Here is an 18,865-nt window from a genome sequence, read left to right as displayed (position 1 = left end):
TGCTGCTAACTGACCGATTGCATCATATGCCCAGTGGTTCATCGGTACGTCCATGAAGGGATTTGTTGCCGAAAGAGCCGGGGCTGCAAGTACTGCTACTGAAACAATAGCTAATAAAGCTGCTAATTTTTTCATTATAAATAACCCCCTATTAAATTGTCAATAAACTATCGTAAAAACTGTTTACGCACTCAAGTCTTTTATGTTGCCCTGAGCTGTGGGGGTGCGGAAAGTTACCTTGTTTCCTTTCTGTCCCTTCTGACAGTTCGTCGGGCTTGTCTTCCGACCTCCTGCGTTCCTTCGCACTTACTTTTCCTTAATGGCTCGTGGGGGATTTGCGCCTCACTCTCCTGCCGTCCGGTTTTCGGTACTGCGTCGGTTTTCTTTACGATTTTGTTCTACGTAATTCCCGTAGGACAGTGAGTATAATACAACGGAGTTTTTGTTTTGTGTATCAGTAAAATTACGTATAAATTTTAGCAGTAGAATCAATTAGAGACTCGTACGATTATTACGCAATCTTCGTCGTAGTCATTGAGCAAGTCATCATGTGTCAAGAATCTCATGCCTTCAGCTTTTGCCTGAGCGATTAATATTCTATCGAACGGGTCATTATGTTTCGGGGCGTTTTCAGGGCGTGAAAGAGTCCCTAATTCGTATACATGAATCGTATTTAGTTGTAATTCCTGAAAATCCATTTGCTTGCATTTTTCTACAAATTCTCTAATGGGCAATTTAGTAAGTTGTCCCGGATTCTTTTGCTGCTTCATGATTATTTCCCATATTGAGACAGGGCTATAATATATTTGATTGTTTTCGTTCGACAAAATAGATCTAGTTCTTGATGTGAGCATACGGCTTTTTTCTTCGTCGACGGCCCATAACAAAATATGAGTTGTCAATTAGATACTTCATCGGGGAATAACTTTCCTTCCAGCATTTCTTTTGCGATTTCTTCATCGAGTGCGTCAAATTCTGCTTGATTAGCGGGCGAGAAATTAAATTTCCCTAAACCGAGCTTGCGTTTTCCGCTTGGGTCTGTGTGATACCTTAATATTTTTGCGGTCGGCTCACCTCTGCGTGTAATGACAATTTGACTCTCATCGCCGTCTTCAAGCATCATTACAAATTCGTATAGACGTTCTTTTGCTTCCTTAAGATTCGTATAAATCATAAATTTTTGCCTCCATTATATAAATATAAAAATTTCCTGCCCATTATGTTAGCAGGAACAACGAACTTCACAACGTAAAATTTGCTGAATCAGTCAAATACTCTCTTTAACGCCTCTAAACCCTCACGAGCCTTAGTAAGACTCACTATACAAATCGCGCTCTCTGACGTTGAATTAATAATTTCTATGTTCACATTTACGGACGCAAGAGCCTTGAACATTTTCGCGAGGATATTTGCTGAGTCAGATTTCAAATCTACTGTGATGGCCGCTACTTCTGTTGCAAATGAAACGCCTTGACCGCCGACCTTTGCAGCAGCTTCACGGCAGACAGGAATCATTTCATCAAGTTTTTCACGCTGAATCAAGAACGATAAATCAGAACGTCCGCCCCTCATTGTATTTTGCGTTACCATGCTGACACTTACTGAATGCTCCGATAAAACGCTGAAAATTTCTGCGGCTATTCCCGGCACGTTAGGGACTCCGAGAAAAACGACGTGAACGCAGTTATCATTAAATGTAATATTGCTCATGAAAAATTTTATCTCCTTACAAATTATATAGACTTGCAGATTTTATCACATGCTATGCTAAAATTTATTTTATCGTTCATACAAGCAAATTTATTTAATAGGGAGGTAGTTATTTATTGAGCCTCGTATATTTTACATTATGGGTAATTTTTAACGGCCGCTTGACGTGGGAAATTTTTATTTCGGGCGTTATTGCTGCTGTTCTGCTTGATTTATTCGTGAAAAGGGTCATGAAGATTAATTTTTCGGGGTCATACTTGAAATTTTTGACTCTCTTGCCTGACGTAATTATTTATGCGGTTGTCCTGTTAATTGAAATTGTGCGGGCAAATTTTGCGATTATAAGACTCGTTCTTGCGCCTGAAATTGACGTTGAGCCTTGTCTTGTGAGATTCCAGACTCCATTAAAGACTCAAGCGGCGAGGGCTGCTCTTGCAAATTCCATAACTTTAACGCCGGGAACTATTACAGTTTCACTTGAGGGCAATGAATTATTAGTTCACGCACTGAATCGCGAAATAGCACACGGACTCGAAGGAAGTTTATTCGAGCGTTTATTGTCAAGAATGGAGGCGCGAGTCAATGCCTAGTCCTGAAGAGTTAAGAAATTTTTTACTAATCGGCAGCGTTATATTTTTGTCGGTTACAATTTTTATTTGTCTCTTGCGTGCTGCGTTAGGGCCGAGATTTTCAGACAGGATTATTGCAGCTAACATAATCGGCACGAAAGTAATTTTATTAATTGCTGTGCTGGCTCTGATAATCGGCGAAAATTATTTAGTTGATGTATGCTTGATTTACGCGATAATAAATTTTTTGTCGGTGGTAGTGCTTGCGCGTTCAGTAATTGAGAAAAAGGAGGACGAGAAAGAGTCATGATTCGTGTAATTATTGCGGGAGTGCTTGTGCTTGCGGGATTATTAGTGCTTGGCCTTGCTACTGTCGGGATATTCAGATTTTCGACGATGCTTAATAGGATTCACGTTGCTGCAAAGTGCGATACTTTAGGGGCTTTGCTTGTTCTTGCGGGATTAATAATTTTGTCGGGAGCAAATGTCTTCTCGCTGAAATTATTTCTGGTGATTATATTTTTATGGCTGTGCAATCCTGCGGCGAGTCATTTAATAGCGCGTGCAGAAGTCGAGACTAACCCGGATTTAAATTTAATTTGCGATTATATTGACTTGACCGGAGGCGGTAAAAAATTATGATTGTTGTAGAATGGCTGTTATTAATTTTCTTGATAGTGTGCGCTGTTGCTGTATCAGTCTCGAAAAGTTTGCTTAATTCCGTAATTATATTCATGAGCTACAGTCTTGTAATGGCGGTTATATGGGTGTTATTAAGATCTCCGGACTTGGCCATAACAGAAGCTGCTGTCGGTGCGGGAGTAACGAGCGTTTTATTTTTTCTGGCACTGCGTAAAATCGGGCAATTAGAGCACAAACACGATGAGAATACTTAACGCAAATAAGGCAAGGGGACAATTTTTCGAGCTTCTATCAGAAGTAAATGACAACAGCTCCCCTGTAATGATTCTTAACGATAACGGCAAAAACGCTGTTCTTATTTCTGAAGATGACTGGGATTCATTGCAGGAAACTTTATATTTGCATTCGATTCCGGGTATGGTTGAAAGCATTAATCAGGCAAGACAAGAATCACTAGACGAGTGCAAAGAATATGATCCTAATGAGGAATGGAGCAACCTTTATAGTGAAAACACTTTAAAAGCTATAACGGCAAAGTCAAGGTCGAAAACCTTATCAGCTGCTATTGTTGGTCGCAGCAAAAACATACATGTAAAATTTTTTCACACGAAAGGAGTCATACACGATTGAACGAAGAAATAAAATTAATCTGGCAGAAATTTTTTAACTGGATATCGGGCAACGGGCCAAGACCTGAAAATGAAGTCATACCCCCTGAACCGCCGCCGGATCTGCCATTCACGCAAAAGCCAAAGGACAAATATTCGCGCTTCCATGAGGCAACACTAAGAGAACGCTATAATCAGTGGCTTGAGATTCACGGACTGCACATTTTTTCGCAGGTTTATGCGGGCTTGAGCGTCTTAACTTGCATAGTTATTGTCTCGTTACTGCTTGCTACAGTTGCGGAGCTGCCACCGTTCGGCGATGAAAAGAATCCCGCAAATAATGAAGTAATTAGACGCTACATCGAACACGGCGGACATGAGACAGGCGCACAAAATATCGTAGCAGGACTCATACTCGATTACAGAGCGTTTGACACATTCGGAGAGTCGGCGGTTTTGTTCACTGCTGCTGTAAGTGTCTTAATGATTCTGGGAGCTTCACGAAAAAATTTGCTCAATAACGAGAGATTACCAAAATTAAACGAGTCAGGCAAAAACTTTTTACAGCGCGGGCCCCCATCCTTGAGTCTAAATAAATTCAGGCGAGATGACTCGATTTTGCGTGCGGTTGCGTCGTTGTCGATTCCTGCAATTTTGTTAATGGGCTGCGTAGTCGTAATTAACGGGCATTTGACTCCGGGCGGGGGATTTTCCGGCGGTGCGATATTGAGTACAGCTTTAATATTATGTGCAAATGCTTACGGGTTCGATCGGGTACATAAATTTTTTAACGAGCGGACATTTATAATTTCCAGTTCTACGGCTTTAATGATTTATGCGATGTCTAAAGGTTATTCATTTTTCACGGGAGCAAATCACTATCATTCAATAATTCCTAAGGGTACAATCGGAAATATTTTAAGCGGCGGATTAATTTTACCGTTAAATATCTGCGTGGGCTTGATAGTTGCGGGGACTCTTTACGGGTTCTATGCGCTTTTCAGTGAGGGGGAAATATAAATTATGCTCGAAAAATTATTATTGAATCACTATGAAGCAGCGGCTGTTATTTTGTCGGGTATAGGACTCACAAATCTATTATTACAGCGAAATTTAATCAAGAAAATTATCGGACTTAACATAATGGATACAGCTGTATATTTATTTCTTGCTGCTAAGGGATATGTTGCAGGCCGTTCAGCTCCGATTTTATTAGAGAATGGATCAGGGGGCTGGCTTAATTCCGCAAATTTATATGTGAATCCTGTTCCCGCCGGACTTGTTTTAACGGGAATAGTCGTAAGTGTGAGCGTTACTGCTGTTGCCTTAGCTTTGACTCTGAAACTTTATGAATATTACGGGACATTAAATATCGACGAGGCACTATTAAAGATGACTCAAGAGCAGGAAGAATTAGAGTCAAAAATTGACAGTGCAGAAGAGGACGTGCTGGCATGATAAATTTATTAGCTTACAATATTCCGTTTGCAAGTATATTTTTGCTGATGACAGCCGCAATTATTACGCCGATTTTGCCGAATAAAAATAGACTCCCTGAAAAATTATCTTGCTATGTGATAGGCTTTGTGATGATTCTTTCGGGATACTTGCTTTATTCGCTCACAAGTTCAGCACAGACTCTCAGCTTTAATTTTCCTATGGGACATTTTCCGGCACCATGGGGCAATGAATTAAGAGCCGGGCCTCTTGAAGCTGTATTATCGCTCGTTTTTTGCGCGGCCATGCTGTTATCTTTGCTGGGTAATTTCTCATCGACTGCTGAAGATATTGCACCGTCAAGAAGACAAATTTTCTGCGTTCTCGTGAATTTATTGACGGCCTCGTTATTAGCTTTGACGTACACAAATGATTTATTCACAGCTTATGTGTTCATCGAGATAAATACAATTGCGGCGTGTTCTATCGTTGCAGTAAAAGAGGGCCCGGAGACAACTAGAGCTGCTCTGCGTTATTTAGTAATGAGTCTTGTAGGGTCGGGACTCGTAATGATTGCGATTTGCTTACTTTATGACTTGACCGGACATTTATTAATGCAGAACATGAACGCTGCCATAAAAGTTTTAGTTGCTACAAAAAGTTATTTAATGCCTCTGACTGTCTCACTTGCATTAATTACGACGGGACTCGCAATAAAAAGCGCGTTATATCCTTTTGCGGCGTGGCTTCCTGACGCTCACGGGAGTTCAACAAATGCTTCAAGCGCAATATTATCGGGTTTAGTGCTGAAGGGACATATTTTCACGATCATAAAAATTTTTTATCGGGTATTCGGCCTTGATGTGATTCATTTTTTGCGAATGGACACGGTTATATTTATTCTTGGCCTGCTTGCTATGATTATGGGATCTGTTCACGCATTGAGACAAAGCAACGTCAAACGAATGATAGCATGGTCGAGTGTTGCGCAAGTGGGTTATATTTTTCTGGGCGTAGGATTAAATACAAGTGCAGGAATCGCGGCGGCATGTCTTCATATTATAGTTCACGCGTGCATAAAACCTATGTTATTTACGGCAGCAGGAGGACTCAGCAATGCAGCAGGACACAAAAAAGGTCTTCACGCTTTAATGGGAACATTTTACGTTAACCCATGGGCGGGGCTTGGACTTGCTGTTGGTGCGTTCTCGATGATGGGGATTCCGGGATTCGCGGGGTTTGCGTCAAAATTGAGTCTGACTCTTGCGTCATTTGACAGCTCTGTTGTTATATGGTCATTAACGGCACTTGCTGCAAGTTCGGTGTTAAATGCGTTATATTATGTTCCGGCAGTAATAGTAATCTTGACTCACCATAAGGACGCGCACAAAAATTTTACAGCACCTGCTCCGACGAGATTATATAAAATTTCAATGGGAATATTTATCGCGTTAAATTTTTATCTGGGATTATTCTGCGTGCCTTTATTGAGACTCATAACGAGAGGAGTTAACGTACTATGACAGGCAACAATTTTTTGACTCTGATTCCCGTAATATTTCCGATTGTGGCGGGGTTTGCGCTTTTCTCTCGGCCGATTTTCGAGGACAGGCACGTTTACGTCGGTGTGATGACGTTCTTAAATGCTGCGATAACTTTTGCGGCTGCGTTCATGACTCACGAGAATTTAATAATTTTATGGCGGATAACTGACACACTTTCTATAGCGTTCAAATTTGATTATCCTGCGAGGGCGTTTGCGTGTCTAGTTGCGTTTATATGGCCGTTAGTTACTCTTTATGCATTTGAATATTTGCGCCGCCGTCCTCCTGTTGATAGATTCTACGCGTTTTTTCTGTCAATTTTTGGAATATTAATCGGTGTTGCGTGTGCTGCAAATTTATTGACTCTATATTTATTCTATGAGCTTATGACATTTATGACTCTGCCGTTAGTGATGCATTCTCAGCAAAGGGAAGCTATAAGGGCGACAGTTTCATATTTGTTATATTCTCTTGCGGGGGCTGCTCTTGCGCTGGGAGGATTCTTTTTCTTTCACATTTACGGAGTCTCAATGGAATTTACGCCGGGAGGAGTGCTCGATATTGCGCGGATAACTGCCGATAAAAACGAGTCAATGATTCTGACTGTAACATTTTTGACTCTGGTGGGATTTGGTGCTAAGGCTGGACTCGTTCCTCTTCATGCGTGGCTGCCGACTGCTCATCCTGTTGCGCCGACTCCTGCGAGTGCTGTACTATCAGGATTAATCACAAAGGGCGGAGTTATAGCGATGTTCAGAGTGATTTATTATGTAGTCGGAGATAAATTTTTGCGCGGGACGTGGGTTCAGAGTGCGATATTAATAATGGCCTTGATAACTATTTTCACGGGGTCAATGATGGCATTCACTGAGAAGCACTTAAAGAAGCGTATTGCATGGTCAACGGTGAGTCAAGTCTCTTATGTAGTATTTGCTATGATGTTATTGACTCCGGACGGGATAAGGGGCGCGGTTTTGCAGATTGCTGCTCATGCGATGTCTAAGAGCTGCTTATTCTTGAGTGCTGGTGTAGTAATTTATTTCACATTACAGGGCGCAAATTATCACTATGCCGACCAGTTACAAGGAGTCGGGAAAGAATTACCCATTACAATGACTTGTTTTGCGCTTGCGTCAGTGTCGTTGATAGGTCTTCCGATCAGCGGGGGATTCTCTGCGAAATGGTTTATGGCTTCGGGTGCACTTGGACTCGGTAAAATTGGTTTGGCCGGAGTTGTTGTGCTGATGATAAGCGCGTTATTGACTGCTGGTTACTTGCTGCCGATAGTTACTGACTCATTTTTTCCGGGCGATGATTATGATTATTCAAATGTTGTGCCGTTTCATTTGCCGCTAAATATGAGGATTCCGTTATTATTGCTTGCAGCGGGGGCGGTCTTGACGGGATTGTTTGCGGGAACTCTGATAGATTTTGTGAACGGTAAAATAATTTCTGTAGTGCTATAAAATTTTCCCCCCTGTTTGAAGTGCTATGCAGGGGGATTTATTTTGCAATCTGTAAATGATGAAAATCTTATCTGCTCCCCCACGTCTGAAATAATTTACGGCACGAAAATATTTATTTATTCCGCATTAAAATTTTCAAGACATCTAAGGCATATTATGTGATAAAATATCTTCCAAACAAGTTTATAATCTTTTCAGCGGGAAAATAATTTTACTAATACTTTTACTAATATAAAAATCTTGTCTCATTTACGTTATCGCATAAGTTCATGAATAAAAATTTTTTGTTAATGCAGCAATTTTTCACGAAAAACTTTTTACAGCGATTCAAGTTCATTTGCTATAAAATTTTTCCCCCTGTTGAAGCGAATCCGGCGTAGGCTTTACTGATGCTAGAGAAATAGAATCCTGCTCACAAAAATTTTTGCCTGAGATAAAAGTTTTTCGCGCCTCTCACTGTCGGGAATAATTATCATAATTCTTTGACTCAGAAAGACATATAACGCCGTAAATAAATGTATGAACGTAAGAATATCCCTTAGCAAGCACAAACCATGATATACCCGTCAAGAATGAAATTATGTCGCGCTTTATCGGCAGATTATGACGTTTTGCAGTTACACAAGAAATTATAGACATGATTAATAAGGCTCAAGCAATTATTCCTGTAGGTTTCTTTTTCAGATACAGCCAGAGTACATGAAAAACTGAAGAATTTAATGATTCCGCAAAAAAACTAGAAAAGTTCTTTGCATCACCAAATGTGCGCCTTAATACATCTTGATAATAAATTGCATTGAGACCGTCAATAATTCCTGAATCACTGCGCAAATAACCATGAATTACCAAAGCAGCAAAGAAACCAGCAAGAGCAGCAGCACTCACTCCGAAAATAGTCCTGAATAAAATTTTGATTCATCAAGTATTCGGAAAATAAAAATAGCACAGAACAAAGCATAAAGCATGTAACGTGTTCATATGTGCATAGAGATTTTAGCATAACGCCATAAATCTTTTATTCGGGTAATTAAGCGCGATAAGACCTTTTGCATTTACAGTCCGCATATTTATCATACTTTGTTATGTCAGAGAAGGCCGTGTTGGGTTATGTTGATGTCGGGGATGTCTTGACGGAATTGTTTGCAGGAACGTTGATAAATTTTATTACCGGTTGCGCGTCATTAGCTGCTATCATAAACACGTCTGCGCGAACATGCAAAATTTTATAAATTTACCCTCGTAAAAATTTTATAGCATTTATTGTGATTCAAATTATTATACAAAATGTTGTAAAATACTGGCAAGAGAATCAAATTTATTTAATGAAAGGATTGATACCCTATGAACTATTTGAACGAAGTAATTTTATCCGGACTCCTGCACCATTTGAGCGGCAAGAAGAGCAGCAAATATTTTCCGTTTTCAGTGAGGCATGAAAATTTATGGAGCGACGGAACAACCCGCAAAGATTTTCTCAATGCGCGTGCTTTCCCGTCAGATGTTCAGGAAAAATTAAAGTCTATGCCGGAAAATACGCCCATTAAAGTAAAAGGCGTTCTGCGTTCGTCAAAGGGCAGCGGTGAATTATATTTGGCTGTTCTCGAAGTCGAAGAGCTTAAAGAATTAGGCGCGCTCGAAAACTCCGTAAAAATTTCTGGGTATGTTCACACGATAAAAGCTCAGGCAGAAGGCGAGACAGGTACAGGAAAATATATAAGATTCGCAGTCAGGCAGGAGAATCAAGAATTAGACGGACATTCAAGGCGTGATTTTCTTGTTGTCAGAGTCTATGATGAGGAATTACGAAAAATTTTAGCAGGAATGAATGACTCCGACCCCGTAAAAGTTGAAGGCACATTAAGATCTTCACGAGGCAGCGGAGTTAATTACGTGAGGTGCGCAGGAATAGAAAATGGAGATTAACAGATTAGAAGAACGAATACGAGGCCGATTAACTCATTTCCCGACAAAAACTCGGCGCGTAGCAGAATACTTACTATCAAATCCATCAGAAGCCGCTTTCCAGTCAATCAGCGAAACAGCAGACAAATTAGAAGTCTCAAGGGCACAGCTTGTAAGAGTCTCAAGAATGCTCGGTTTTGAAGGTTATGCGGATCTCAAGCACGCACTAAAGCAGCAGTTATTGCAGAGAATTAATCCGACTTCAAATATTGACACTGAATACGCTGACGAAACGCCCGAAGATTTAGCGAAACTTGAGCAGGCAAATATTCAGCAGACTTCACAAAATTTTATGCTCAACCGCGATGGTATTCACAATTTCTGCAATGCCGCAAAAGATTCAGACGTAATTTACTGCATGGGCTGGGGAATTTCTGCGATGCCGGCTGAATGGCTTTACACGAGATTTGCTGAGCTCGGCCTTAAAAGTGTCTTAATGCGTCGGGGGTCTCTCTCATTGCTCGAACAGTCAAGAGGAATCAGCGAAAATGATATGTTAATCGTGTGTGAACTTCCAAGCTACGTAATAGAAATCACAGAGGCAGTAAAGCAAATTTCATCGCGCACTAAATGCAAAATCGCTGTAATAACTGACAGTCCGGCCGCTCCGGTGTGTTCATTTGCGCAAATGCAATTTTTTGTGAGTGATAAATCGCCTTTGTTCGGGAGCAGTCTAATAGGTTCAATGTTTGCTGTTCAGGCACTTACGACGATTTTAGCGCGAAAAATGGGCAAGGACGCAGAGAAAGCCCTAGCAGCACAACGAGAAAATCTCAGTGATGAAAGAGTTTATTTTCCGGCTTACAGATTGAGATATTAAAAATTTTTTCCCCTGCGAGTCATTCACGGGGGAATTTTTTTATTTGATGGAGGAGGCTATTAAATGAAATTTAAACACGTTGCAGCATTAGCATTAATTCTGACTCTGTGTTCGTCGGCGTTTGCGGCTTCAGGCAAATTTTACAGATTCAAAGGCCGCCTTTACAGAGTATTTGAGCACAATTTAACATGGTATGACGCAAAAATAAGATGTGAGGAAATGGGCGGACATCTCGCGACAATTACATCAAGAGCAGAAAATAATTTTATCGTCAGTATCTGTCAAAACAGGCGTTTTTACTGGCTGGGCGGATTCAGATTAAATGACGGCTACGGCTGGGCATGGGTAACGGGCGAACCATTCAGATATACAAATTGGAGTCCCGGAGAACCTAACGACGCTGACTACGGAGAACCATATTTACAGATTACTAATTATCACACTGGCCGATGGGGATGGAACGATCACAACGATAATTTTTGGCCGTCAAGGTCTCTATATGGCTTTATTTGCGAATGGGACGACGACAGCTCAAGAACGTTATCAAATGCTGAGGAGACAGTTAATTATTATTACGGACGCTAGAAAAAATTTTTTCCCCTGCGAGTCATTTCACGGGGGAATTTATTTATATTACAAGCAGATATACATTTTTCACATAGCAAGTGCAATCAATACAGCCCCTACAGCATGAAACAGCCAAAATCTTATAGTAACTGCAGTCTCATCGAGTCCCTTTTTCTGATAGTGATGGTGTAAAGGTGCCATCAGGAAAATTTTTTTGTTGAGCTTCCTAATCGTGAAAATCTGAATCGCTGACGACAACATTTCAAGAATAAATATGAATCCCGCCGGAATTATCGCAAACGTACGGCCGTTCATTACGCACAATGCAGCTAAAGCACCGCCCAGAAAATGAGAGCCAGTATCGCCCATAAAAGTTTTTGCAGGACGAGTGTTAAAGCATAAGAATCCAGCTGTCATAAAGAATAACTCAACTAAAATTTTTGCGTTGAAGTCATTTACAGGAATCAATAACAGCATTACTCCCATCGAAATAAGAAAGCTCCCAGCCGCTAAACCGTCAAGTCCATCAGTTATATTTACGGCGTTAATCGTCCCTGCTGTCATCAAGAACGCTAACGGAATCGCAAGCCACCCGTTAAAATCATTAATCCCCGGCCAAAGTGCTAATTTCCCCCGCAAAAATACAACAATTACCCAGACAGCACACAAAATTAATTGCAGCTTCAATTTTGCAAGACTCCTAAATCCTTCGCTCGTGTGTGATCTGAATTTCAGCCAGTCATCAATAAAGCCTATTAAGCCGCTCAAAACAGGCAATGACCAGAATATTAACGAGTCAAACGAGAAATCAAGAATTAACGCAATTATTGCAAGACACAAAAAAACTACTCCCCCCATTGAAGGAGTAGCCGATTTTATTTCAACTTCGATATTTACGCCGTAAGATTTTTGCTGCTGAGTCAAATGTATGTGCCTCTGAATCCTTATCCAGACAGCCTGTAAAATCACACTCAACACAAGAAAAATTGCCGCATAGTAAAAATTCATGCTGTCAAATCCTTTACTATGTTGCTAAGTCCGACGCTTTGTGAGGCCTTTACTAATATTCCGTGCCAGTCAAGTTTATTCATCACGTTTCTTAGCTCGTTTAAGCCCGCTTGCCAGTCAGGTGCAAAAATGTATCTCGGATTTTCCTTCAATGCCTCGTGCCATAATTTTCCGACAAGAATCACACAGTCAATATTATCTAGTAACGGCTCTAACTCTTTGTGATAATAAATTTCGTTCCTGCCGAGTTCTAACATATCACCGAGTACCGCAATTTTTCCGGAAGTCTGGACTCTCGCAAAAGTTTCAAGAGATGCCTTCATTGATGCGGGGTTCGCGTTATAAGCGTCATCAACTATAAATTTATTCTCTTCAGGGAAAATTATTCTGCCTCGTCCTGATAAAGCCTCGAAATCGCGCAAAGCATTTGAAGACTCCTGCAATCTGATTCCTAATTCATGACCTACAGCAGCAGCCAAAGCTAACGGCATTACATTATGTCGTCCCCATACATTTGCAGTGAATCGCGCTACTTCTTGAGTCGGTCTGTGAGCTAATACAAATGACATCGCCGGCAAATTATATTCTGAATTATCGAGACTTATAACAAAATCTGAGTCCTTCCATTCACCGACTCCCATTGATTTAACGACATATTTAAAATTTTCGCTGAGTAATGCATTATCGTTGTTATAAACAATGCTGGTCATTAACGGCGAGTTTGTTATTTCGAGCTTTTCACGCAATACCCCGTTAAGAGTCCCGAATCCTTCAAGGTGCACAGGTTCTATTGCTGTCAACACTGACATTGTAGGCGGAAAATAATCCGTTAATTCGCGAATCTCTCCGGGCTTATTTGCTCCGAACTCAAGAATTAATATTTCAGTGTCAAGGGGCATGGCCATTATCGTTGCAGTACAGCCAATTAACGTGTTAAAGCTGCGGACGGGGGCATGAACTCGAAAATGTGAGCTCAAAACTTTTTGTAACGCTGCTCTTGTTGTTGTCTTGCCGACGCTGCCTGTAATGCCTATAACTTCCTGTAAATTATGATCTGCTAATTTTTTTGCTGCAACACTTGCTAAATCTCTTTCCGGGTTATCAAGCTCAATTACGGGAATATTCAAATTTTCGGGAGCCTTGCCCGTTCGTGCGATAATGAGTGCTGCACCGTTGTTGATTGCCTGCGAAATATATTTATGTCCGTCAGTCTTCTCGCCTTCGAGTGCAATAAATGCGCTGCCCGGTTTAACGTCTCTGCTGTCGGTCGCCAGGTGTGAAGGAAATTCAATATCAGCGAAATTTTTTGCTTTATCGCCGAATAATTGTTTTAGAGTCATGTTCATTTAGTGCGAGTCCCTCCATTGTTTAACTGCTTGTGAGTCATTGAACGGGATTTTTTTGTCCTTGATCGTGATAAATTTCTCCGGCCCTTTTCCCGTTATTACGAGTATATCGCCCTTCTTTGAGTTATCAAGCGCAAATTTTACAGCTTCGGCCCTGTCAAGCATAATTTTGTACGGGATAGATGCTCCTGCTGCGATTGAGTCTGCGATTTTCTGCGGGTCTTCGTCGCGTGCATTGTCGGAAGTGATAATTATTTCATTTGCGAATTGTGATGCAGATCTAGCTAATTCGGGTCTGTTCTGCTCGTAACGTCCTCCGCCGTGTCCGAATATAGATATAATTCTTGCGTCATTGCCTGATAATTTACGTATTACGCTCAAGACACTTTTTAACGCTGAAGGAGTATGCGCAAAATCTACAAAGCAGCACGCACCATTAGGCAAATCGATTCTTTCGAGTCTTCCGGGCACTTGAGGAACATTTGCAACACCGTCAATTATTGAAGAGTCATCTACACGGCCTCTCATCGCTGTAACAGCACAAAGAGTGTTCATGATATTATAATCGCCGACAAGGGGCGAACGTAATCGAATAGAGCCGTATTTTGTGCATTCAATTGCTAAATCAGTCCCGTTAATGCTCGTATATGAGGCTATAACTTTTGAGTCAGCGTCTTCACCGAGTCCGAAACCGATAATTTTTCCGTTAAATTCAGCTAATAATCTTTTGCCGAACAAGTCATCAAAATTTGCTGCTCCCGTAAAATTCTGCTTTGTGTAGTCAGTGAATAATAATTTTTTTGCCGCAAAATAATTATCCATGTTCAAGTGAAAATCTAAGTGTTCAGGATATAAATTTGTGAATATTGCTATGTCGTACAAAGTTCCCTTAATGCGTCCGAGATAAAGCCCGTGCGATGAAGTCTCCATTACGCAAGCCCCGCAGCCGTTGTTGACCATGTTAAATAATTGTCTCTGAATTATACAGCTTTCGGGAGTCGTTCTGTCTGCGTCCTTTTCTGTGTCGCCGTCGCTTTCTATAATTGTGCCTAATAAACCCGTTTTTACTCCGGCAGCCTGTAAAATGCTTCTAATTATATATGTAGTTGTAGTTTTTCCGTTAGTGCCTGTTACACCGACCATTAATAATTTGCTTGACGGATGATTATATACAAGTGAGGCAGTCTCGCCTAAATAATCACGGACTCTGGGAACAATAATTTGCGGTAAATTCGAGTCTACTTCACGTTCACACAAAATCGCGCTTGCACCGTTTGACTCTGCTGATTGAATGAAATTATGTCCGTCCGATGTCTCGCCTTTAATTGCTGCAAACAGAGTCCCCTGTTTAACGTCTCTGCTGTCTGATATAACGTCAGTGATATTACATGATAAATCAGAGTCATTCTTTACGCGGACAGAATTATTTTTGTCATGTTCACGTATGAATCTCAAGATATTTTCTAATTTTGCGCTCAAATTTTATAACCTGCTTTCGTGAAAAATTTTTTATGATGAATAATATTCAAGTTCGGCCATTTCTTCAACTATTGATTTAAATGACGGTGCTGCGAGTTCTCCTCCGTAGATTCTTCCGCTTGATGGTTCGCCGATTACTACGAGCATTAAATATTTCGGGTTATCGTACGGCCAGAAACCTATAAATGACGCAACATAACGAGTCGCTGAATATTTACCGCCTTCGGGGACTTGTGCTGTTCCTGTTTTGCCGGCTAATTCTGTAATTTCTGTTGCTGCACGTCTGCCGGTACCTTCAAGAACGACTCTGCGCATTGCTCCTCTAATCCATTCGGCTGTCTCAGGAGTAATTACCTCGCGCATTACTTTAGGTTCACCCTTGTAAACTATTTCTCCGCGTGAATTAACTGCTTCTTTCACGATATAAGGACTCATTAATTTTCCGCCGTTGACTATTGCAGCCATCGCCGTAATTAATTGCAGAGGAGTAACGGCCAAGCCCTGACCAATCGCAATATTTGCAGGAGTAACACCGCGCCAGTTTTCAGGATAAGGCAAAATCCCGCGTGCGACTCCGGGAAGCTCTATATCAGTTTCTTGACCAAATCCGAACGCTAAGAGACTTTCATACATTTTTGTACGTTCTGCCCTGATTCCGATTTGAGCCATGCCGACATTTGAAGATTTTATTAATAACTGCGCTGTGTCAATATTTCCCATTGCAACGGGATAAGACTCTTTTATGTAACCGTCAGCAACTTTCAAACGTGCAGGACAGAAAAATATTTCATCCTTCTGCACCCAGCCTCTCTCAAGTGCAATGCTTAAATATATAGGCTTGAAAGTAGATCCCGGCTCGTAACCGCGACTGACTGCCCCGTTAGATAATGACTCAGTTGTCAAAAGAGTTTTTCTGTCTGACGGATCATAAGCAGGCCAGCTCGACATCGCAAAAATTTCACCCGTGAAAGGATTCATACATATGCAAGCGGCCCATTTCGCTCCGTTATCCTGTGCAGCTTTGAATAAATGTTTCTCGACGACATATTGAATCCTGCTGTCAACTGTAAGAGTTACAATCGGCGTGACTCTGCGTTCGGGTTCTTCCTCAAAAAGTGAGGCGGGCTGACTTCCGGGACGGCGCACAACAATTTTTTGTCCCGGCGGGCTGTAAAGAGTCGAGTCCCATGCTTGTTCTATGCCTGCGAGTCCGCGATTATCAACGTTGCAGAATCCTAATACATGCGATAATAAACGCTGATTCGTGTATTTTCTGTATGGCTCGTCGATTTCAATAACGGCTTTAACTTTGCTTGCTAAATTTTTGAAGATTGCTGCTTGTGCTTCTGAAATTTTGTGATTCAGCCACATAAAGCGCGAACGTGTACCCATTGCATTTAATACGCGTTTCATAATATCAGGCGATAAAATTTGCGATAATTCCGGAATATCTTGTGATTCAATTATTGATGGGTCTATTGCGAATGACGGCAGAGTTTCAGAAATTACTAATGCGTTGCCTTTAGAGTCTTGTATGATTCCACGCGTTGAGTCTAACGGGACTCTCTTCCAGTATTGGTGCTGCGACTGCTGGACGATTCGGGGGTTAGGCCAGCAATGACGCGCGGTTAAAGTTGCTCCGATGATAACGAATGACAGAATAAATAAAATCCAGGGATTTCCGGCCCTGTTAAGACGTTTGTTATTTGCCATATGAAAAATTTATTTTCCGAACAGCCACGCAAGACTCGAACGCCACCCGCCGTTTACTGAGTCATTATTATTACGTGAAGCAGCAAGATCGCCGGTTCTGACTCTAACGGGTATAGTTTCAGCCTTCAAAACTTTTTGCATACCGAGATTTTCTTTGCAGTATGAATAAACTTTTATAGGCGCAACAAGTGCAGAAAGTTCTTGACGCAAAATTAATTCCTCGTCCGAATATTTCTGTATTGATTGATTGATTGACTCGAGATAGTATGCAAGTCGTGAGGCATGAAATCTCAATATTCCGAGTCCTACAACAAGACTCGCTGCGATTCCTAATGCCAGCACAAATTTTAATGTAACCTTGATTCTATTGTTCTTATTGCTGTTACGCATTGTCATTCGCCTCCCCGAAAAATTTATTAACGTGAAAAAATGATAACATATTTTGCGTAAATTGCCTAGTTGAAAATAGTAAAAAATGCCCGTAACTTTGCGCTGCGTGATTTATAATTTGCTTCAAGCTCGTTTTCTGAAGGTGTTAGGGGGTGCCGCGTTAAAATTTTCCCGAAATTATTTATCTGCCATTCTCTAAAACTTTTCTTGATTAACCTGTCTTCAAGCGAGTGATAAGCTACAAATATTATAAGCGCGTTATTATTTATTGTGCGTAAAGATTTTATGAGCCGTTCAAGTTCTCCGGTTTCATCGTTGATATAAATTCTTAGTGCTTGAAAGACTCTTCTTGCCGGATGAGTGCCCATTTTTCTCTGCACGGGCTGAGGGAGTGCCGCGCGAATGAGATTCACAAGATCTGACGTAGTATTTAAGGGCGATTTTGTGTGCTTGATGGCATTAGCTATTTGACGTGAAAATCTTTCTTCGCCGTAATCCCAGAAAATTTTTGCGAGGGTCTGTGCGTCGAAGGTCTGCAAAATTTCCCGTGCAGTGAGTGAGTCGCCGTCGGGATTCATTCTCATATCTAGCGGGCCGTCAACGTTGAAAGAAAATCCGCGTTCGGGTGAAGTTATCTGCATGTTTGAGACTCCGAGATCGAACACAAACACGTCAAAGGGAGGAAAATTTTTTATTATCGAGTCGAGATTGCCGAAATTTGCGTGAAGTGCCTCGAAGTTGTGAAAATCTTTGAGTCTTTCGCGCGAAAAATTTAGTGCTGATTCGTCTCTGTCAATGCCGAGAACGTAAGAATCAGAAAAATTTTTCAGCATTGCCTCAGAGTAACCGCCGAGTCCCAATGTGCCGTCAAGGATTCGCAGGTTTGATTTATTTGCGTGAGTGCGAATTAAATTTATAACTTCATTTAACATTACTGGCTCATGATACATAAATAATGACTCCTTTTTTGATATAATAATGCATGTTGCAGTTTTCGTAAATTTTCGGGGGCTGCGATATTTTTTTGCAACTACATTTACAACTACAAAAATGTTGACTCGTTAAAGAAATTATAAAGACTCGCGAAGAAAAAATTTTTTGTATCGTGTTAATTTTTGCGTGTAGATTATTTTGCGTTATTGTGAAAAAATTTATTATTCTCGTGAAGATATTTCTGACTCGTTAAAAATTTTTTGTTGACTGCTCAAATGCTGCCTGCGTGAATAAATTTAAGGCGGGAAAATTTTTTATTAACGACCTCGGGGTGACTCGAACACCCGGCCTACTGCTTAGGAGGCAGTCGCTCTATCCACTGAGCTACGAGGCCAATTGAACGCGTGAAATATAGCAATAATTATATTTTTTGTCAAACTTTATGAATAAATGCCCAAATCAAATACGTACAAGTAGTCAAAGCCTTCCGATAAGCACATTACACCGGTTGAACCGCTTGTAATTGATGTAATAAAGCCTGAACATGTACTCAAGAAAAGCATTGACACGAGATATTCAAGCCCGCGCAAATATTTATCATTCGGTCTGTCTGCTGAATAACTATATAATAATTTAGGGTTATCATAGTCATAATCGAGATAGTTAGCTTC

At 40.9% G+C, this 18,865-nt stretch carries 25 protein-coding genes and 1 tRNA gene; 13 read left to right on the top strand and 13 right to left on the bottom strand.

Features of this window, described 5'->3' with window-relative positions; translation table 11 throughout:
• Positions 1–488: 488 nt before the first annotated feature.
• The 3 genes from IJT21_03740 to IJT21_03730 form a co-directional block, all read right to left on the bottom strand.
• Positions 489–902 carry a type II toxin-antitoxin system VapC family toxin gene (locus IJT21_03740; GenBank protein ID MBQ7577364.1) on the bottom strand — a complete coding sequence of 138 codons (414 nt, stop codon included), beginning with the start codon at positions 900–902 and terminating at the stop codon, positions 489–491.
• A complete protein-coding gene (locus IJT21_03735; protein MBQ7577363.1) occupies positions 899–1,174 on the bottom strand; it encodes a type II toxin-antitoxin system Phd/YefM family antitoxin in 276 nt (91 codons plus the stop codon). The genes IJT21_03740 and IJT21_03735 overlap by 4 nt, the downstream gene beginning before the upstream one ends.
• An 89-nt stretch (positions 1,175–1,263) precedes the next feature.
• Complete coding sequence (locus tag IJT21_03730) at positions 1,264–1,710, bottom strand: ACT domain-containing protein (GenBank protein MBQ7577362.1); 447 nt, start codon at positions 1,708–1,710, stop codon at positions 1,264–1,266.
• Between the two features lie 116 nt (positions 1,711–1,826).
• Between IJT21_03730 and IJT21_03725 the strand changes: the two genes are divergently transcribed.
• Genes IJT21_03725 through IJT21_03685 form a run of 9 tightly spaced genes read left to right on the top strand, consistent with a single transcriptional unit; the run spans position 1,827 to position 7,976 of the window.
• Complete coding sequence (locus IJT21_03725; GenBank protein MBQ7577361.1) at positions 1,827–2,300, top strand: Na+/H+ antiporter subunit E; 474 nt, start codon at positions 1,827–1,829, stop codon at positions 2,298–2,300.
• Complete coding sequence (locus IJT21_03720) at positions 2,293–2,589, top strand: sodium:proton antiporter (GenBank protein MBQ7577360.1); 297 nt, start codon at positions 2,293–2,295, stop codon at positions 2,587–2,589. The genes IJT21_03725 and IJT21_03720 overlap by 8 nt, the downstream gene beginning before the upstream one ends.
• Positions 2,586–2,921 (top strand): monovalent cation/H(+) antiporter subunit G, encoded by a 336-nt coding sequence (locus IJT21_03715; protein ID MBQ7577359.1) that lies wholly within the window; start codon positions 2,586–2,588, stop codon positions 2,919–2,921. Before IJT21_03720 ends, IJT21_03715 begins: the two co-directional genes overlap by 4 nt.
• A complete protein-coding gene (locus IJT21_03710; protein ID MBQ7577358.1) occupies positions 2,918–3,175 on the top strand; it encodes a DUF4040 domain-containing protein in 258 nt (85 codons plus the stop codon). The genes IJT21_03715 and IJT21_03710 overlap by 4 nt, the downstream gene beginning before the upstream one ends.
• Complete coding sequence (locus IJT21_03705) at positions 3,162–3,551, top strand: type II toxin-antitoxin system Phd/YefM family antitoxin (GenBank protein MBQ7577357.1); 390 nt, start codon at positions 3,162–3,164, stop codon at positions 3,549–3,551. Before IJT21_03710 ends, IJT21_03705 begins: the two co-directional genes overlap by 14 nt.
• Positions 3,548–4,549: a hypothetical protein gene (locus IJT21_03700; GenBank protein ID MBQ7577356.1), complete on the top strand. Its 1,002-nt coding sequence runs from the start codon at positions 3,548–3,550 to the stop codon at positions 4,547–4,549. Before IJT21_03705 ends, IJT21_03700 begins: the two co-directional genes overlap by 4 nt.
• A gap of 3 nt (positions 4,550–4,552) precedes the next feature.
• Complete coding sequence (locus IJT21_03695; GenBank protein MBQ7577355.1) at positions 4,553–4,987, top strand: cation:proton antiporter subunit C; 435 nt, start codon at positions 4,553–4,555, stop codon at positions 4,985–4,987.
• Positions 4,984–6,489: a hypothetical protein gene (locus tag IJT21_03690; protein MBQ7577354.1), complete on the top strand. Its 1,506-nt coding sequence runs from the start codon at positions 4,984–4,986 to the stop codon at positions 6,487–6,489. The genes IJT21_03695 and IJT21_03690 overlap by 4 nt, the downstream gene beginning before the upstream one ends.
• Positions 6,486–7,976 (top strand): hypothetical protein, encoded by a 1,491-nt coding sequence (locus tag IJT21_03685; protein ID MBQ7577353.1) that lies wholly within the window; start codon positions 6,486–6,488, stop codon positions 7,974–7,976. Before IJT21_03690 ends, IJT21_03685 begins: the two co-directional genes overlap by 4 nt.
• A gap of 453 nt (positions 7,977–8,429) precedes the next feature.
• Here IJT21_03685 and IJT21_03680 read toward each other — a convergent pair whose 3' ends face one another.
• Entirely contained in the window at positions 8,430–8,615 is a 186-nt protein-coding gene (locus IJT21_03680) for a hypothetical protein (GenBank protein ID MBQ7577352.1), read from the bottom strand.
• A 12-nt stretch (positions 8,616–8,627) separates the two neighbouring features.
• A complete protein-coding gene (locus IJT21_03675; protein ID MBQ7577351.1) occupies positions 8,628–8,861 on the bottom strand; it encodes a hypothetical protein in 234 nt (77 codons plus the stop codon).
• A gap of 161 nt (positions 8,862–9,022) precedes the next feature.
• Here IJT21_03675 and IJT21_03670 point away from each other — a divergent pair, with 161 nt between their 5' ends.
• From IJT21_03670 to IJT21_03655, 4 genes are all read left to right on the top strand, one after another.
• Positions 9,023–9,205, top strand: coding sequence for a hypothetical protein (locus IJT21_03670; protein MBQ7577350.1), 183 nt, complete (start codon positions 9,023–9,025; stop codon positions 9,203–9,205).
• A 112-nt stretch (positions 9,206–9,317) separates the two neighbouring features.
• The gene (locus IJT21_03665) at positions 9,318–9,899 is read left to right on the top strand and encodes a hypothetical protein (protein ID MBQ7577349.1); all 582 of its coding nucleotides are present in this window, start codon (positions 9,318–9,320) and stop codon (positions 9,897–9,899) included.
• Positions 9,889–10,758: a MurR/RpiR family transcriptional regulator gene (locus tag IJT21_03660; protein ID MBQ7577348.1), complete on the top strand. Its 870-nt coding sequence runs from the start codon at positions 9,889–9,891 to the stop codon at positions 10,756–10,758. Before IJT21_03665 ends, IJT21_03660 begins: the two co-directional genes overlap by 11 nt.
• A 63-nt stretch (positions 10,759–10,821) precedes the next feature.
• A complete protein-coding gene (locus tag IJT21_03655) occupies positions 10,822–11,343 on the top strand; it encodes a C-type lectin domain-containing protein (GenBank protein MBQ7577347.1) in 522 nt (173 codons plus the stop codon).
• Positions 11,344–11,412: 69 nt separating this feature from the next.
• Here the strand turns inward: IJT21_03655 and IJT21_03650 are convergent, their stop codons facing one another.
• The 8 genes from IJT21_03650 to IJT21_03615 form a co-directional block, all read right to left on the bottom strand.
• On the bottom strand, positions 11,413–12,333 hold the full coding sequence (locus tag IJT21_03650) for a phospho-N-acetylmuramoyl-pentapeptide-transferase (protein MBQ7577346.1): 921 nt from the start codon (positions 12,331–12,333) through the stop codon (positions 11,413–11,415).
• Positions 12,330–13,679: a UDP-N-acetylmuramoyl-tripeptide--D-alanyl-D-alanine ligase gene (locus IJT21_03645; protein MBQ7577345.1), complete on the bottom strand. Its 1,350-nt coding sequence runs from the start codon at positions 13,677–13,679 to the stop codon at positions 12,330–12,332. Before IJT21_03645 ends, IJT21_03650 begins: the two co-directional genes overlap by 4 nt.
• A complete protein-coding gene (locus IJT21_03640) occupies positions 13,680–15,158 on the bottom strand; it encodes a UDP-N-acetylmuramoyl-L-alanyl-D-glutamate--2,6-diaminopimelate ligase (GenBank protein MBQ7577344.1) in 1,479 nt (492 codons plus the stop codon).
• A 30-nt stretch (positions 15,159–15,188) separates the two neighbouring features.
• Positions 15,189–16,871 carry a penicillin-binding protein 2 gene (locus IJT21_03635; protein MBQ7577343.1) on the bottom strand — a complete coding sequence of 561 codons (1,683 nt, stop codon included), beginning with the start codon at positions 16,869–16,871 and terminating at the stop codon, positions 15,189–15,191.
• Between the two features lie 9 nt (positions 16,872–16,880).
• Positions 16,881–17,261, bottom strand: coding sequence for a hypothetical protein (locus IJT21_03630; GenBank protein ID MBQ7577342.1), 381 nt, complete (start codon positions 17,259–17,261; stop codon positions 16,881–16,883).
• Between the two features lie 65 nt (positions 17,262–17,326).
• Positions 17,327–18,211, bottom strand: a complete 885-nt coding sequence (gene rsmH / locus IJT21_03625) for a 16S rRNA (cytosine(1402)-N(4))-methyltransferase RsmH (GenBank protein ID MBQ7577341.1) — start codon at positions 18,209–18,211, stop codon at positions 17,327–17,329.
• A gap of 304 nt (positions 18,212–18,515) precedes the next feature.
• A tRNA-Arg gene (locus IJT21_03620) sits at positions 18,516–18,588 on the bottom strand.
• Positions 18,589–18,634: 46 nt separating this feature from the next.
• On the bottom strand, positions 18,635–18,865 hold a 231-nt coding region (locus IJT21_03615), incomplete at its 5' end, for a hypothetical protein (GenBank protein MBQ7577340.1).

Source organism: Synergistaceae bacterium (genome assembly GCA_017443945.1).
Classification (GTDB): domain Bacteria; phylum Synergistota; class Synergistia; order Synergistales; family Aminobacteriaceae; genus JAFUXM01.
The sequence above is the reverse complement of the archived record's forward strand: the minus strand, read 5'-3'. Positions and strand labels throughout refer to the sequence as shown.

Excerpts from the sequence above, each read along its gene's own strand:
- IJT21_03705 (MBQ7577357.1), top strand. The coding sequence starts at position 3,162 with ATGAGAATACTTAACGCAAATAAGGCAAGGGGACAATTTTTCGAGCTT.
- IJT21_03655 (MBQ7577347.1), top strand. The coding sequence starts at position 10,822 with ATGAAATTTAAACACGTTGCAGCATTAGCATTAATTCTGACTCTGTGT.
- IJT21_03715 (MBQ7577359.1), top strand. The coding sequence starts at position 2,586 with ATGATTCGTGTAATTATTGCGGGAGTGCTTGTGCTTGCGGGATTATTA.
- IJT21_03735 (MBQ7577363.1), bottom strand. The coding sequence starts at position 1,174 with ATGATTTATACGAATCTTAAGGAAGCAAAAGAACGTCTATACGAATTT.
- IJT21_03660 (MBQ7577348.1), top strand. The coding sequence starts at position 9,889 with ATGGAGATTAACAGATTAGAAGAACGAATACGAGGCCGATTAACTCAT.
- IJT21_03710 (MBQ7577358.1), top strand. The coding sequence starts at position 2,918 with ATGATTGTTGTAGAATGGCTGTTATTAATTTTCTTGATAGTGTGCGCT.
- IJT21_03685 (MBQ7577353.1), top strand. The coding sequence starts at position 6,486 with ATGACAGGCAACAATTTTTTGACTCTGATTCCCGTAATATTTCCGATT.
- IJT21_03630 (MBQ7577342.1), bottom strand. The coding sequence starts at position 17,261 with ATGCGTAACAGCAATAAGAACAATAGAATCAAGGTTACATTAAAATTT.
- IJT21_03680 (MBQ7577352.1), bottom strand. The coding sequence starts at position 8,615 with ATGTCTATAATTTCTTGTGTAACTGCAAAACGTCATAATCTGCCGATA.
- IJT21_03730 (MBQ7577362.1), bottom strand. The coding sequence starts at position 1,710 with ATGAGCAATATTACATTTAATGATAACTGCGTTCACGTCGTTTTTCTC.
- IJT21_03720 (MBQ7577360.1), top strand. The coding sequence starts at position 2,293 with ATGCCTAGTCCTGAAGAGTTAAGAAATTTTTTACTAATCGGCAGCGTT.
- IJT21_03650 (MBQ7577346.1), bottom strand. The coding sequence starts at position 12,333 with ATGAATTTTTACTATGCGGCAATTTTTCTTGTGTTGAGTGTGATTTTA.
- IJT21_03635 (MBQ7577343.1), bottom strand. The coding sequence starts at position 16,871 with ATGGCAAATAACAAACGTCTTAACAGGGCCGGAAATCCCTGGATTTTA.
- rsmH (MBQ7577341.1), bottom strand. The coding sequence starts at position 18,211 with ATGTATCATGAGCCAGTAATGTTAAATGAAGTTATAAATTTAATTCGC.
- IJT21_03695 (MBQ7577355.1), top strand. The coding sequence starts at position 4,553 with ATGCTCGAAAAATTATTATTGAATCACTATGAAGCAGCGGCTGTTATT.
- IJT21_03645 (MBQ7577345.1), bottom strand. The coding sequence starts at position 13,679 with ATGAACATGACTCTAAAACAATTATTCGGCGATAAAGCAAAAAATTTC.
- IJT21_03690 (MBQ7577354.1), top strand. The coding sequence starts at position 4,984 with ATGATAAATTTATTAGCTTACAATATTCCGTTTGCAAGTATATTTTTG.
- IJT21_03665 (MBQ7577349.1), top strand. The coding sequence starts at position 9,318 with ATGAACTATTTGAACGAAGTAATTTTATCCGGACTCCTGCACCATTTG.